A 13,442-nucleotide genomic window follows, 5' to 3' on the forward strand; every position below is an offset into this window, starting at 1 on the left:
GCCGTGGCGGGCGAGCGGTTGCGGTTCGACGGCTGGATCGCCGGTGTGGGGACCTCTTCGGGGACCCGGCTGGTGGTCGGGCACTGGCCGCGTTCGCCGTTCGGGGCGTTCAGCGACGTCATGGTCGAGCATCCCGACGGCGAGCGGGTCCTGCTGGCCCCGTCCCGGACGGTCGCGGACTTCGTCGCCGCCACGTACCGCTTCGACCGGACCGAGGTGGTCCCGGTCTCCGTCACCGGTTCCGTCTCCCGCAGCGGGCACGTCTGGGTCGTCGAGGCGGGGCCGCTGCACCTGCGGCTGCGGGCCGGACGGCGGACCGCCCTCGGCCGGCTGCTGTCCGCCGTACCGGCCCCGCTCGTCCACAGCCCGCTCTGGGCCGCACTGTGCGACGTACCGGCCCGGCTCCTCATGCCCGGCGTCCGCACCCTGGGCCGGGCGGGCCCGGGGCGGCGGGAGTGGTACGGGGCACGGGACCTGCGGCCGGTCCTGGCCGCCGACGCCGTCCTGGACGGTGTGGACCTGGGCCCGCTCGCCCCGCTCGATCCGCCCGTCGCCTTCGGGTTCGGCTCCGCCCCGCGCACCCCCGCCCTGGTGCGCGTCACCACAACGGTGGAAATCGGGGCCGCCCGGCGGTGAGGGCCTCCCTCCGGGCCCCGGCAGGGCCCGGCCCTCCCCGGCGGGTCCACGGCCCGCTCGCGGAGAGGGCGGGCAGCGGATGCGCGGGGGCAGGGCGCGGCGCAGGGTGGACCCATGGCGAATCCCCCCATCGTCATCCACCGGCCGACCCCCTCGGGCGGCCGCCGGGTGACCGTGCACTACGAAGGCCGGGACGAGATACTCGGGCTGGCCCACAGCGACCACGACGTGATCGTGTTCCTGAGCGAGGCCGGCCTCGAAGAAGCGGACCGGATCCTCGACAACCCGGTCTGGGTGGAATGGCGGGGCGGACGCGCCCACCGCTACGAAGCGGCCTGACGGGAGCCGTCGAAGAGTTCCCGTACCTCCTCGGCGTCGGTCTCCCTCAGCTCGTCGTCCAGCAGGATCCAGCGGGTGATGCCCACGGACTCCAGGAACGGCAGGTCGTGGCTGGCGATGACGAGAGCGCCCTCGTAGGACTCCAGGGCGCTCGTCAGCTGCCGCACGCTGGCCAGGTCGAGGTTGTTCGTCGGCTCGTCCAGCAGGAGCAGCTGCGGGGCGGGGGCGGCGAGCATCGTTGCCGCGAGCGCGGCCCGGAAGCGTTCACCGCCCGAGAGGGTGCCCGCCTGCTGCTCGGCGCGGGCGCCCTTGAAGAGGAACCGGGCGAGCTGGGAGCGGATCTGGTTGTCGGTGGTGCCGGGCGCCGTGCGGGCGACGTTCGCGGCGACGCTCAGGGTGTCGTCGAGGACGTCCAGCCGCTGCGGGAGGAACTTCAGCGGCACCGACGCCACCGCCTCGCCGGAGCTCGGCGCGAGCTCTCCCGTGAGCGTGCGCAGCAGGGTCGTCTTGCCCGCCCCGTTGCGGCCGACCAGGGCGATGCGCTCGGGCCCCTTCACCTGAAGGCTGCCCTCGCGCAGCCGTCCGTAGGTCAGGCTCAGCTCCCGGACGGTCAGGACGGTGCGCCCGGCCGGTACGGCGGTGTGGGGCAGGCTCACCTTGATCTCGGCGTCGCGGCGGACGGCTTCGGCGGCCTCCTCCCGGCGTTCGCGGGCCTCGTCAAGGCGGTCCTCGTGCAGCCCGCGCAGCCGGTCCCCGGACTCCTGGGCGGAGCGCTTGCGCTCCCCGGCGACGATGCGCGGGGCCTTCCGCTGGCCGTCGAGCTTCTTGTCGTGGCGCTGGCGGCGGGCCACCTTGGTGCGGGTCTCCTCCAGCTCGCGCTGCTGGCGCCGTACGTCGGCCTCGGCGGAGCGGAGCATCCGGCCGGCGGCCTCCTGCTGGGTGGCGAGGGCGTCCTGGTAGGCGGACCAGCCGCCTCCGTACCAGTTCACCGCCCCCGATCGCAGCTCGGCGATGCGGTCGACCCGCTCCAGCAGGTCCCGGTCGTGGCTGACGACGATGAGGATGCCGGTGCGCCAGGAGTCGACGGCGTCGTAGAGCCTGCGGCGGGCGAACAGGTCCAGGTTGTTGGTGGGCTCGTCGAGGAGGAGGACGTCGGGTCGCTCGAGCAGGAGGGCGGCCAGGCGCAGCAGGACGGTCTCCCCGCCGGACAGCTGCCCGACGGTGCGGTCCAGTTCCACGGCGCCGAGGCCGAGGGAGCCGAGGGTGGCCAGGGCGCGTTCCTCGACGTCCCAGTCGTCGCCGACCGTCTCGAAGTGTTCCTCCCGTACGTCTCCGGACTCGATGGCGCGCAGGGCGGCCCGCCGCTCGGCGATGCCGAGGGCCCCGTCGACCCGCAGCTCCGTGTCCAGGGTGATGTTCTGCGGCAGGTAGGCGAGGTTTCCGCCCACGGTGACGGATCCCTCCGCGGGGCGCAGCTGCCCGGCGAGCAGGCGCAGCAGGGTCGACTTGCCGGTGCCGTTGGTGCCGACCAGGCCGGTGCGGCCGCGGGGGACGGTGAGGGAGAGCCCGTCGAAGAGGCTGGTGCCGTCGGGCCACCGGAAGGTGAGGTGGGAGACGGCGACGGAGGCGCTGGGCGCGGTGGGATGGCTCATGGTGGCAGCTCGCAGTCGGAAGCGTGGGGAACGGGGGGCTTCGTATGCGAACAGCACGCGGCGACCCGGCTCGGTGGGCCGGAGAGTGGTGGGAGAGAAGTCCTGCGAAGGTGTGGGACGGCTCAGCACCGAGGTCGCATCCACGCGGAAGTCACGGGCGGCAGACATGCCGACAGCGTCGTGACCGGTGTACGGGTCAGGCCGTACCGCGTGATGATCGCGGACCTCAGATGCGCAACGTCCACCTCTATCGGAGACAACAGGACGTGATCAGCGTAGCGGAGGCCCGCGGGGGCGTCGAGGGATTATCTACGCGGTGGCCTGCGGGGCCTCGGTGCTCAGCGGGGCGTCCAGGTCGCCGCCGCGCGGCCCGGGCACGCGTGCGGCTTCCGGGAGGAACGGGGCGCGGCGGATGACGAGGGTGGCGACGAGGGCCGCGATTCCGGCGAGGGCGAATCCGTAGGGCGGGGTGGCCCCGGTGGGGTGGGTCTCGTAGACCAGCGCCGCCGACAGCACGATGAGGACCGCGGGGATGCGGCCGTGCTGCTGGGTGGCGGCCACGACCACGAGCCCCCACAGCAGGTACCACGGTTGCACCATGGGCGAGAGCGCGACCAGTACCAGCAGCCCCAGGCCCAGGGCGTGGACCGGTGGCAGGTGGCCCTTCATGGACCGCCATGCGAGGACGAAGATCAGGACGACCGCCGCCGCCAGGCCGAGGGTCTGCACGGCGGACTTGACCGGTTCGGGGTCGGTGCCCAGGAGCAGGCGGCCCAGCTCGCCCAGGCCCAGGCCGAGGTCGCTGACGACGGAGAGAGCCGTGTGGATGTTGCCGGCGACGCCCTGGGTCCTGAGCCAGCCGAAGCCGGTACCGCTGACCACCGTCGCCGATCCGGCGACGGCACACGCGACGAGGCCGGGCGCGAGGAGTCCCTTGGCCCACCGCCGTAGCTGCGGCCCGGTCGCCGACGCGTGCACCATCACGCCGATGAACAGCAGCGACACGGCCGCCGGGGACTTGACCATCATCGCGAGCCCGACGAGGGCGCTGCCGGCCACCCATCGGCCGCGCAGCGCGAGCGCGAGCCCGGCCAGCATGAGGCCGATCATCAGGCCGTCGTTGTGCATGCCCGCGACGACGTGCATGAGCAGGAGCGGGTTGAGCGCCCCCAGCCACAGGGCGCGGCTCTCGCTGGTGCCGTGCTCCCGGGCCAGCCTGCGCAGGGCCCAGACGACGAGGACGAGTGAGGCCAGCGCGATGAGCCGCATCGCCAGGACCGCGGGGACGATGGTGCCGCCGGTCGTCTTCGCCACGGCGGCGGAGAGCAGGAGGAAGAGCGGGCCGTACGGGGCCGGGGTGTCGCGCCAGTGGTTGCCGACGCTCGCCGCCGCGTCGCCGCCGATTCCGGCGGGATCCAGGCTGGAGGGGCCGACGGTGTAGACGTCGTGGCCTTCGATGACCATGGCGCCCTGGGCGATGTAGCTGTAGACGTCGGCGCTGTAGAGCGGGGGCGTGAGCAGGAACGGCGCGGTCCACCAGGCGAGGGTGGTGAGCGTCTCGCGTACGGAGGGCGCGGTTCTGCCGTACTGCCACCAGGCGACGACGAGCACGGTGAGTCCGGCGTAGGCGAGGACGGCGGCCGCTGTCCGCACGGTGGAGCCGTGGTCGACCCAGAGGCCCCAGGGGTCGTGGGCCGGCAGTTTCCCGGAGAACCAGCCGCCCGCGGCGGTCGCCAGGGCGGCTGCCGCACCCAGCCGACGGTATCCGACAGCGCTCAAAGCCCACATGACCGGAGAACCTATCGGACGCCGTGCGGCCCCCGTCCTCCTCCCCCGCTCCTAGCGGACGTCGCCCCGCCAGTCCCACTGGTGGCCGTCGATCGAGCGGGGCCCGTACTCGGCGCGGCCGCCCGGTCCGTAGGCGCCTATCTCCGTCACCAGTCCGGCCCCCTCACGAAGTGCTGTCTCGCTCCAGCCGGTGACGTCCAGGAGCAGCCCGTCGAGCGGGCCGCCGACCAGCTCCCGGTAGTCGTGGCCCGGCCTGGGGCCGGGGTGCGGATCGTCGTGGTCGGCGCCGTACACCCGTCGCTGCCTCATCAGCTCGTCCATGCAAGGCAGCATCCCACCGGCCACTGACAACGGCCCGGCGTGCGGGGCCATCCGGCCACCGTCGTGCGCCGGTCCCCGGCGGAGTCGCCGCCGCGCGGAGGGCGCCATATGATTCAGGGACTCACGCACCGCGGAGCAGCCCATGAACCGGCGTCGGACTCCCCGCTCGGTAAGCGCCGAGGACCTGCTGACCACGTTGCAGAGCCTCACTGCCCGCGCTCGGCGGGAGGTGGAATTCCACCAGGCCAGAGTGGAACTCGCGCAGGCCCTTCAGCGCGACATGCTTCCGGCGACCCTTCCCGAGCTGCCCGGTCTCCGGTCCGCGGCGCGGTACGCGCCCGCCCGTGACGGCCTGGACATCGGCGGTGACTGGTACGACGGCTTCGCGCTGGCCGACGGTGCCCTGGGGTTCGCCATCGGTGACGTGCAGGGGCACGACGTGGAGGCAGCCGCCTTCATGGGGCAGGTCCGCATCGCGATGCGGGCGATCGCGGGGACGGTCTCCGACCCGGGTGAGGTCATGGGCCGGACCAACGACCTCCTGCTGTCCGTGGACTCCGGTCTCTTCGCGACCTGTACGTTCCTGCGGCTGGACCCGCACACCTGGGAGCTGCACAGTGCGCGGGCCGGGCATGTGGCCAGCGTCTGGGCGACCGTGGACGGGCGGTCGGGCGTCACGGAGGACCCGGGAGGCCTGCCGCTGGGCATCCAGACGGGTGAGAAGTACCCCGTCACCCGGCGGACCCTGGACGCGGACGGCGCGATCGTGCTGCTGACCGACGGTGTGATCGAGGGCCCGTCGCTGCTGATCGAGGACGGCCTCGAACGGGTGCGGCGGCTGGTCGCCGCCCACGCCGGGGAGAGCGCGGACGCGCTGGCCGACGGGGTGCTCGGGGCGGCGGAGCTGACGGGCCACGAGGACGACGCGGCCGTGCTCGTCCTGCGGCACGCCCCGGCCCGGGCGCGCTGACGCCGGGGGTGGCAGGGCGCGTGTCACCGGCTGCCTCCTCCGCGCGGCCGGTGTCTGATGAGTGCTGTGATCCACAGCAAGGAAGCCAGACGTCGGGCCGTTTACGTGGCGCAGATCCTGGGCGTGACCGGCGCCTACTACCTCTCGGGGCGGCTCGGGCTGACACGCCAGGTGGTGGTGGACGGCGCGGTGGTCACCCCGCTCTGGCCGCCCACCGGGATCTCGCTCGCCGCCCTGCTGTACTTCGGCGCCCGGGTCTGGCCGGGCATCGCCCTGGGCGCGTTCTTCACCGTCTCCGCCATCGGTGACGCGTTCACCGTCTCCCGGCTGGGCATCGTGCTGGGCAACACGCTCGCGCCGCTGGCCGCCTACGCGCTGCTGCGCAGGGTGGGATTCCGCAGTGAACTGGCCCGGCTGCGGGACGGGGTCTGCCTGGTCTTCCTCGGCGCGTTCGCCGGGATGCTGATCAGCGCCACGGCCGGCAGCGTGACGCTGATGCTCGACGACAAGGTTCCGCCGGGGCGGTTCTGGCTGGTCTGGTCGTCGTGGTGGGCCGGGGACGCCATGGGGGTCCTCGTGGTCACCCCCGTACTGCTGGTGCTGAGCCGGGCGCGGTGGCCTCGGCTGTCCGACCGGTGGCCGGAGGCGTGCCTGCTCGCGGTCGTCGTGGTGGTGGCGGGGTTCTTCTCCACCCGGAGCTCACTCTCGATGATCTACCTGGTGTTCCCGGTGATCATCTGGGCGGCGCTCCGGTTCCAGCTGCCCGGCAGCGCGCCGTGCGCCCTGGTGGTGTCGGTGCTGGCGATCACCGCGGGCACGGACGGGCTGGGGCCGTTCGCGGGCCATACGCTCATGGAGATCATGGCCAACCTGACCGTGCTCAACGGATGCGTGGCGCTCACGGCGCTGCTGCTCGGGGCGATCGTGGCCGAGCACCAGAACATCCGCCGTGAGACGGAGCACGCGGTGGTGGAGCTGGAGGCGCTGGTGGAACAGCTCGCGCCGCTCCCGGGACGGCCCGCGGCGCGGTACGACGACGATCCGCCGCAGTCCGGTCGGTGACCGCTCGCGCGTACACGCCCGGTCCCGTACGCGCTCAGTAGGGCAGCGGCCGACCGGAAGGGGTCCGCAGGTCGAGCGGGGGCGGCCCGGACGGGGGCGGGGGTCGACGGACAACGATGCGGATGCGGCCCATGGCCACCACCTCCTCCAGGTGACCGGTATCTGCCCAGTCGGCTCGGCTTCACACTTCCCGTCCACCGTGCGGACTCCTCGGGCGCCCGGATGCGGGCCGGGCCGGGTGCGGCGACCCTTGAAGGGTTGGGGGCTCAGAGGCGAGGAGGATCAGGCATGTCCGCGATGGACAAGATCAAGAAGATGCTCAAGGGCCATGAGGACCAGGCGGGCAAGGGCGTCGACAAGGCGGGAGACATGGTCGACGACCGCACCAAGGGCAAGTACAGCGGCCACGTCGACACCGCTCAGGACAAGCTCAGGCAGCAGTTCGGGACGGAGCGCGACCAGGACGGACCGCCGCGCTCCTAACGCCACCGGCCGTGACGGGTCTGTGCCACAGAACGTGTTCTGTGGCACAGACCCGTCACGTGCGGCCGAAGAAATCCGGGGCGATTATCAGATTCTTGTTATTGTCCGGCCCGCACCGCATCTCCCGAGTGTGGGAAGTGACAGCACCGGACCCCGGAAGAGTGAGCACAGCATGGGCAAGGATCACGGGACGGCCTTGATCGCGGCGGCGCGGAACGGCGACCAGGAGGCCAAGGACCGGCTCGTCGCGGCGTATCTGCCGTTGCTGTACAACGTCGTCGGTCGGGCGTTGAACGGGCACGCGGATGTCGACGACGTGGTGCAGGAGACGGTGCTGCGCATGCTGCGCAGCCTGCCGGAGCTCCGCGACCCGGAGAGATTCCGGTCCTGGCTGGTGGCGATCGCCATGAACGAGATACGCCGGCACTGGCGCGAGGGCCAGTCGGGGACGGTCTCCGCCGGCCGGCTGGACGACGCGTTCGACCTGGCCGATCCGCGCGCCGACTTCGTCGAGCTGACCATTCTGCGGCTCGGGCTGACCGGGCAGCGGCGCCAGGTGGCGGAGGCGACGCGGTGGCTGGACGAGGACGACCGCGCGCTGCTGTCGCTGTGGTGGCTGGAGACGGCGGGGCAGCTGTCGCGGGCCGAGGTCGCGGCGGCGCTGGAGCTCTCCGCCCAGCACACGGCCGTACGCGTCCAGCGGATGAAGGCGCAGCTGGAGGCGGCCCGGGTCGTGGTGGGCGCACTGGCGGCCGACCCGCCGTGCGTGCTGCTGGAGGACATCCTGGCCGGCTGGGACGGGGTCCCGTCCGCCCTGTGGCGCAAGCGGCTGGCCCGCCACGCCCGTGAGTGCACCGTCTGCTCGGGCCACGGATCGGGGCTCGTACCGGCGGAGGGGCTGCTGGTCGGTCTCGCGCTGGTCCCGGTGGCCGGGGCCGCGGGAGCGGCGGTGGCGCCGGAGCTGCTGACGACGGCCGCGCACCTCACCGTGGACTCCGCGGCCGGGGCCGGACGGGCCGAGCGCAGGCGCGGTCAGGTACGGCGGCGCCGCCGCAACTCGGCCATCGCCGCCGTGGTCGCCGTCGCGGCGCTGGGGACCGGCGGCGCGGCCGTGCACCTCTACACCGACGGCGAGGAGCGGGACGCGACGACCCTGAGCGCCGGGGTGCCCACCGATGGCGCGACCCTCCCCACGAGCGCCGCCCCCTCCCCCACGAGGACGGCACCGTCGCCGTCGGCCTCGGCGTCGTCCGCCTCGCCCTCGGCCAGTGCCTCGCCGTTGAAGAGCCCTTCGCGCAAGCCGAAGCGCCAGCCCTCGCCGACGAAGAGCACCCGGCCCCCCGCGCCGAGCACGTCCGCCCCGGCCCCGAAGCCCCCGCCGCCGCCCGCCCCCGCGCCCGCACCTCCGGCGTCGGAGGGCGGCCAGGTCCTCCAGATCGTCAACACCGAGCGGGCGAAGGAGGGCTGCGGTCCGGTGACCTCCAACGACCTGCTGGCGACGGCGGCGCAGCGGCACTCCGCCGACATGGCGGCCCAGGACTACTTCTCGCACACCTCGCTGGACGGCCGCGACCCGGGCGACCGGATCACCGCGGCCGGATACCGGTGGAGCACCTACGGCGAGAACATCGCCAAGGGGCAGCGGACCCCGGCCGATGTGATGCGGGCGTGGATGAACAGCCCGGGGCACCGCGCGAACATCCTGAACTGCTCCTTCAAGGAGATGGGCATCGGGAAGGTGGACTCCGGCGGCGGGCCGGTGTGGACGCAGAAGTTCGGCGCACGGTGAGCCCGGCGCGCTGAGCACCGCACGGTGAGCCCTGCGCGCCGAGCACCCTGCGCCGAGCATCGCGCGGTGATCTTTCACCTGGTGGAAATGCGGGCGAAGCACCGCCTCCACCTCGGTGTTCCAGACTGGCAGCAGCGCCCAGGCCGATGGTGTCCGCCGGCGGATCCCCTTCCCCTGCGGACTGGAGCCCGGTCGTGTCACCCGCTTTCCCCCTCGCCGCCCGGCCGTTGCCGCTCTGGCTCGGCCATGTCCTGCGGACCCAGCGCGGGCCTGTCCACGCTGGTGCGGTGGTGCGCGGGGCGCTCGCCATGCTCCCGCTGCTGCTGGCGGTGGCCGCCGACCGGCCGACGGCGGGTGTTCCGGCGGCGCTGGGGGCGATGTTCGCCGGGATCAACGACCGCCCGGGCGGCCGCCGCTCGTCCGTGTCGCGGGTGGGGGTCCCGGCGCTCGCTGGCGCCGCCGGACTGCTGATCGGCTCGCTGCTGCCCGCCGTCGGTCCGCCGGAAGCCGCGATGCTCGTCCTGCCGGTGCTGCTGGGTGTGCTGGGGCTGCTCGCGGGGGCGCTCAGCTCGACGGGCCCGGTCGCCTCGGCGTGCGGTACGCAGTTGCTGGTCGCGGCGGTGATCGGGGCGGGCATGCCGCTGCCGGAGCCCGGCGGGGAGCGGGTGCTGCTGTTCCTGGCGGGGGCGGGGTGGGCGCTGGTGCTGCGGCTGGTGCTGCCGTCGCGGCGCCGGACCTCCGGCGGCCCCTATCGGTACGACGGCGAGCGCGAGGCGGTGGCCTCCGTGTACGGGGCGGTGGCCGGGCTGCTGCGCGCGGCGGGCGGTACCCGGGCTCCGGCCCGCCGGGCGGCGCTCACGGCCGCACTCGACCAGGCGCAGGACGCGCTGTCCGGGCCCCGGCTGCGGCGGTACGCGAGCTCGGCGGCGGAGCGGCGGCTGCACGCCCAGTACGCGGCGGCGCTGCCGCTGGCCGAGGCGGCGACGGCGCTGGCGTGGGCCGGTGAGCCGTTGCCGGACCGGGTCGCGGAGGGGCCGCTGCGGCTGGCGCAGGCGGTGCGTACGGGGAGCGCCTGCGGGCCGCTGCCCGCGCCGGTGCGGTCCGATGCGGGGCTGCGCGCCCTGGACGACGCCCTCCTGGCGGCCGCGGAGGCGTTCGACCACCGGCCCGGACAGTCGCTGCGGACCGTGCGTGGGCGCCCGGGTCTGCTCGCGCTGCTGCGCAGGGCCTTCGGGCCGGCGGGGCGTGAGTACGGGTTCCGGGTGGCGCTGTGCTGCGGGGTCAGTGCGGCGGTGGCGCTCGGCCTGGACCACGAGCACTGGTACTGGATGCCCGCCACGGCGGTGTTCCTGGTGAAGCCGGATCTCGGGCCGCTCGTCTCCCGGGTGCTGAGCCGGGTCGCCGGGACGGTGGTGGGCGCCGCCGTCTTCGCCGGGTTCTTCGCGCTGGTGGCCGGTCCGCTGCCCATGGTCGCGGCCGTCGCGCTGTGCGGGGCGCTGATCCCCGTCGCCACCCGGCACTTCGCGGCCCAGACCGCGGTCGTCACCGTTCTCGTGCTCTCCCTCGTCCTGCTGGCGGGCGAGCCGCAGGCCGCGTGGGGCCGGGTCGTGGAGTCGCTGACGGCCTGCGCGATCGTGCTGCTGGTGGGGCATCTGCCACTGCCCGGGCCTCGGGGCAACCGGGTGCGGGACGCGGTGGACACGGCGGTGGCGGCGGCGCACCGGTATCTGCGCCACGTCCTGGCCCACCCTCAGGACGGTGCGGGGCGCGGGGTGCTGCGCCGCGACGCCTACCGCTCGCTCGCCGTGGCGCGGTCCGCACTGGACCTCTCGGCGGCCGAACTCCCGCCGGTCGCCGGGCGCACGGCCGAGTTCGAGGAGGTGGCCGGTGCTCTGGAGCGTCTGGTGGACACGACGACGGCCTGCGCGGTCCACCTCCACGACCGCGGCGCCACACTGCCCCCGTCGCACGCCGAACGGATCGCGGAGCAGCTGGCCGCTCTCGATGCGGCGCACCGCACGTCCGCGCGTTCCGGGGTACTGGTCTGACGGGTTCCGCCGACCGCCCGCACGGCGGGCGGTCGCACAGCGGGCGCTCACGCGGCGGTCGCTCGCACGGCGGGGACCCGGTGCGGCCGCGGCCGGGCCGCACCGGGTCCCGGCCGGTTCAGCGGAGCAGCAGGGTCAGGGACGTACCGATGCCGGTGACCGCGCCCACCGCCACGACCGAGAGCGCGACACAGCGGGCCCGGAGCCGCTCGTAGCGGGCGGTGTACTCCCCGCGCAGTTCGGCCGCCCGGTCCCGGACGCGGGTGAGCGACTCGCGGGAGACGGCGACCCGGTCGGCGAGGTAGACGCGTTCGACGTCCTCGCGCTGGGCGGTGGTGAGCCAGGGCAGTTCGCCGGTGAACCGGCGCGCCTGTGCTCGCGCCCTCTCGACCTCGGCGTTCCACAGCAGGTAGCCCTCCAGCTGGGCCAGGCCGCGGGCGCTGTCCTTGTCGGGGTTCACACGTCCTCCTCTCGTCGGGCTCTCCGGGGCGGGGCGGGGCGGGCCACGGTCACTCCTGCTTGTCCCCCGGTGCCACGGTGGCGGAGGCGTCGGGCCGGTTGGCGGTCTCGTCGATCGCCCTCAGCGACGGGTGGTGCAGGTCGAACGCCGGGGATTCGGAGCGGATCCGCGGCAGGGTGACGAAGTTGTGGCGCGGCGGCGGGCAGGAGGTCGCCCACTCCAGCGAACGGCCGTAGCCCCACGGGTCGTCCTCCACGATCTGCTTCCCGTACTTGGCGGTCTTCCAGACGTTGTAGAAGAACGGCAGGAGGGAGAGGCCGAGCACGAAGGAGGCAATGGTGGAGATGGTGTTCAGCGCGGTGAAACCGTCGGCGGCGAGATAGTCCGCGTAACGGCGGGGCATTCCCTCGGCACCGAGCCAGTGCTGCACCAAGAATGTGCCGTGGAAGCCGACGAACAGCGTCCAGAACGTGACCTTTCCGAGCTGCTCGTCCAGCATTTTCCCGGTGAACTTCGGCCACCAGAAGTGGAATCCGGCGAACATCGCGAAGACCACGGTGCCGAAGACGACGTAGTGGAAGTGCGCGACGACGAAGTACGAGTCGGAGACGTGGAAGTCCATCGGAGGCGAGGCGAGAATGATGCCGGTCAGACCGCCGAAGAGGAAGGTGACCAGGAATCCGATCGACCAGAGCATCGGCGTTTCGAGGGAGATCGACCCCTTCCACATCGTGCCGATCCAGTTGAAGAATTTCACCCCGGTCGGCACGGCGATGAGGAACGTCATGAAGGAGAAGAACGGCAGCAGGACCGCGCCGGTGACGAACATGTGGTGCGCCCAGACCGTCGCGGAGAGGCCCGCGATGGCGATGGTGGCGGCGACCAGACCGATGTAGCCGAAAACCGGTTTACGGCTGAAGACCGGGAAGATCTCGGTGACGATGCCGAAGAACGGCAACGCGATGATGTAGACCTCGGGATGGCCGAAGAACCAGAAGAGGTGCTGCCACAGCAGCGCTCCCCCGTTGGCCGGGTCGAAGACATGGGCGCCGAACTTGCGGTCCGCCTCCAGGGCCAGCAGGGCGGCGGCCAGGACCGGGAAGGCGAGCAGGACGAGCACACCGGTCAGCAGGACGTTCCAGGTGAAGATCGGCATGCGGAACATCGTCATGCCGGGGGCGCGCATGCAGATGATCGTGGTGATGAAGTTGACCGAGCCGAGGATCGTGCCGAAGCCGGAGAAGGCCAGACCCATGATCCACATGTCGGCGCCGATGCCCGGCGAGCGGACCGCGTCGTTCAGCGGCGCGTAGGCGAACCAGCCGAAGTCGGCGGCCCCTTGCGGCGTGAGGAAGCCGGCCACCGCGATGAGCGAGCCGAAGAGGTACAGCCAGTACGAGAACATGTTCAGCCGCGGGAACGCCACATCGGGCGCGCCGATCTGGAGCGGCATGATCCAGTTGGCGAATCCGACGAACAGCGGTGTCGCGAACATCAGCAGCATGATCGTGCCGTGCATCGTGAACGCCTGATTAAATTGTTCGTTCGAAATCAGCTGGGTTCCGGGCCGCGCCAGTTCGGCGCGCATCACCAGGGCCAGCAGCCCTCCCACGCAGAAGAAGGCGAAGGAGGTGGTGAGATAGAGCGTCCCGATCGTCTTGTGGTCCGTGGTGGTCATCCACTTGATGACGACGTTGCCCGGCTCCTTGAGCCGTACCGGCAGTTCGTCCCCCTCTGCGGCATCGGTCTCCACCGGTTGCGAGATGCCCCTCGTCGTCACTGCGACGCTCCTTCGGTCAACGGCCCGTATGGACTCGGCGACCAGGATGGACCCGCGGTGATCGGTCCGGTGGGACATACCTCCCCGTCCCGCGCGAGCGCCCGGCAAGGACAC

The 13,442-nt window shown here is 72.8% G+C and carries 12 protein-coding genes and 1 pseudogene; 7 read left to right on the forward strand and 6 right to left on the reverse strand.

What is annotated here, in order from left to right; genetic code table 11:
• Positions 1–3: 3 nt before the first annotated feature.
• Positions 4–636, forward strand: coding sequence for a hypothetical protein (locus tag R2B67_RS00755; RefSeq protein ID WP_317815876.1), 633 nt, complete (start codon positions 4–6; stop codon positions 634–636).
• 114 nt (positions 637–750) lie between these two features.
• Complete coding sequence (locus R2B67_RS00760) at positions 751–975, forward strand: hypothetical protein (protein ID WP_018512798.1); 225 nt, start codon at positions 751–753, stop codon at positions 973–975.
• Here R2B67_RS00760 and R2B67_RS35945 read toward each other — a convergent pair.
• From R2B67_RS35945 to R2B67_RS00775, 4 genes and pseudogenes are all read right to left on the reverse strand, one after another.
• Positions 960–1,892, reverse strand: coding sequence for an ATP-binding cassette domain-containing protein (locus R2B67_RS35945; RefSeq protein ID WP_398869561.1), 933 nt, complete (start codon positions 1,890–1,892; stop codon positions 960–962). The genes R2B67_RS00760 and R2B67_RS35945 overlap by 16 nt on opposite strands.
• A 135-nt stretch (positions 1,893–2,027) precedes the next feature.
• Positions 2,028–2,795, reverse strand: a pseudogene (locus tag R2B67_RS35950) (ATP-binding cassette domain-containing protein); the annotation flags it as partial.
• A gap of 141 nt (positions 2,796–2,936) precedes the next feature.
• Positions 2,937–4,415: a polyprenol phosphomannose-dependent alpha 1,6 mannosyltransferase MptB gene (gene mptB, locus R2B67_RS00770; RefSeq protein WP_317815879.1), complete on the reverse strand. Its 1,479-nt coding sequence runs from the start codon at positions 4,413–4,415 to the stop codon at positions 2,937–2,939.
• Between the two features lie 51 nt (positions 4,416–4,466).
• Positions 4,467–4,736 carry an MDR/zinc-dependent alcohol dehydrogenase-like family protein gene (locus R2B67_RS00775; protein ID WP_018512801.1) on the reverse strand — a complete coding sequence of 90 codons (270 nt, stop codon included), beginning with the start codon at positions 4,734–4,736 and terminating at the stop codon, positions 4,467–4,469.
• A gap of 142 nt (positions 4,737–4,878) precedes the next feature.
• Between R2B67_RS00775 and R2B67_RS00780 the strand changes: the two genes are divergently transcribed.
• From R2B67_RS00780 to R2B67_RS00800, 5 genes are all read left to right on the forward strand, one after another.
• Positions 4,879–5,706, forward strand: a complete 828-nt coding sequence (locus R2B67_RS00780) for a PP2C family protein-serine/threonine phosphatase (protein WP_109980759.1) — start codon at positions 4,879–4,881, stop codon at positions 5,704–5,706.
• 66 nt (positions 5,707–5,772) lie between these two features.
• Positions 5,773–6,768, forward strand: a complete 996-nt coding sequence (locus R2B67_RS00785) for an MASE1 domain-containing protein (protein WP_317824750.1) — start codon at positions 5,773–5,775, stop codon at positions 6,766–6,768.
• A 288-nt stretch (positions 6,769–7,056) separates the two neighbouring features.
• A complete protein-coding gene (locus R2B67_RS00790; RefSeq protein ID WP_317815880.1) occupies positions 7,057–7,251 on the forward strand; it encodes an antitoxin in 195 nt (64 codons plus the stop codon).
• A gap of 172 nt (positions 7,252–7,423) precedes the next feature.
• Positions 7,424–9,040, forward strand: coding sequence for a sigma-70 family RNA polymerase sigma factor (locus R2B67_RS00795; RefSeq protein ID WP_317815881.1), 1,617 nt, complete (start codon positions 7,424–7,426; stop codon positions 9,038–9,040).
• Between the two features lie 308 nt (positions 9,041–9,348).
• A complete protein-coding gene (locus R2B67_RS00800; RefSeq protein ID WP_317824751.1) occupies positions 9,349–11,088 on the forward strand; it encodes an FUSC family protein in 1,740 nt (579 codons plus the stop codon).
• A 118-nt stretch (positions 11,089–11,206) separates the two neighbouring features.
• On the opposite strand, the gene R2B67_RS00805 is transcribed toward R2B67_RS00800, so the two are convergent.
• Together R2B67_RS00805 and ctaD are read right to left on the reverse strand one after the other, a co-directional pair.
• Positions 11,207–11,548 carry a hypothetical protein gene (locus R2B67_RS00805; RefSeq protein ID WP_018512807.1) on the reverse strand — a complete coding sequence of 114 codons (342 nt, stop codon included), beginning with the start codon at positions 11,546–11,548 and terminating at the stop codon, positions 11,207–11,209.
• A gap of 49 nt (positions 11,549–11,597) precedes the next feature.
• Positions 11,598–13,328 carry an aa3-type cytochrome oxidase subunit I gene (gene ctaD, locus R2B67_RS00810; RefSeq protein ID WP_317815882.1) on the reverse strand — a complete coding sequence of 577 codons (1,731 nt, stop codon included), beginning with the start codon at positions 13,326–13,328 and terminating at the stop codon, positions 11,598–11,600.
• Positions 13,329–13,442 lie beyond the last annotated feature (114 nt).

The sequence above is a fragment of the Streptomyces cyaneofuscatus genome, assembly GCF_033109485.1.
Classification (GTDB): Bacteria; Actinomycetota; Actinomycetes; order Streptomycetales; family Streptomycetaceae; genus Streptomyces; species Streptomyces cyaneofuscatus.

Excerpts from the sequence above, each read along its gene's own strand:
- R2B67_RS00760 (WP_018512798.1), top strand. The coding sequence starts at position 751 with ATGGCGAATCCCCCCATCGTCATCCACCGGCCGACCCCCTCGGGCGGC.
- R2B67_RS35945 (WP_398869561.1), bottom strand. The coding sequence starts at position 1,892 with ATGCTCCGCTCCGCCGAGGCCGACGTACGGCGCCAGCAGCGCGAGCTG.
- mptB (WP_317815879.1), bottom strand. The coding sequence starts at position 4,415 with ATGTGGGCTTTGAGCGCTGTCGGATACCGTCGGCTGGGTGCGGCAGCC.
- R2B67_RS00775 (WP_018512801.1), bottom strand. The coding sequence starts at position 4,736 with ATGGACGAGCTGATGAGGCAGCGACGGGTGTACGGCGCCGACCACGAC.
- R2B67_RS00780 (WP_109980759.1), top strand. The coding sequence starts at position 4,879 with ATGAACCGGCGTCGGACTCCCCGCTCGGTAAGCGCCGAGGACCTGCTG.
- R2B67_RS00790 (WP_317815880.1), top strand. The coding sequence starts at position 7,057 with ATGTCCGCGATGGACAAGATCAAGAAGATGCTCAAGGGCCATGAGGAC.
- R2B67_RS00795 (WP_317815881.1), top strand. The coding sequence starts at position 7,424 with ATGGGCAAGGATCACGGGACGGCCTTGATCGCGGCGGCGCGGAACGGC.
- R2B67_RS00800 (WP_317824751.1), top strand. The coding sequence starts at position 9,349 with ATGCTCCCGCTGCTGCTGGCGGTGGCCGCCGACCGGCCGACGGCGGGT.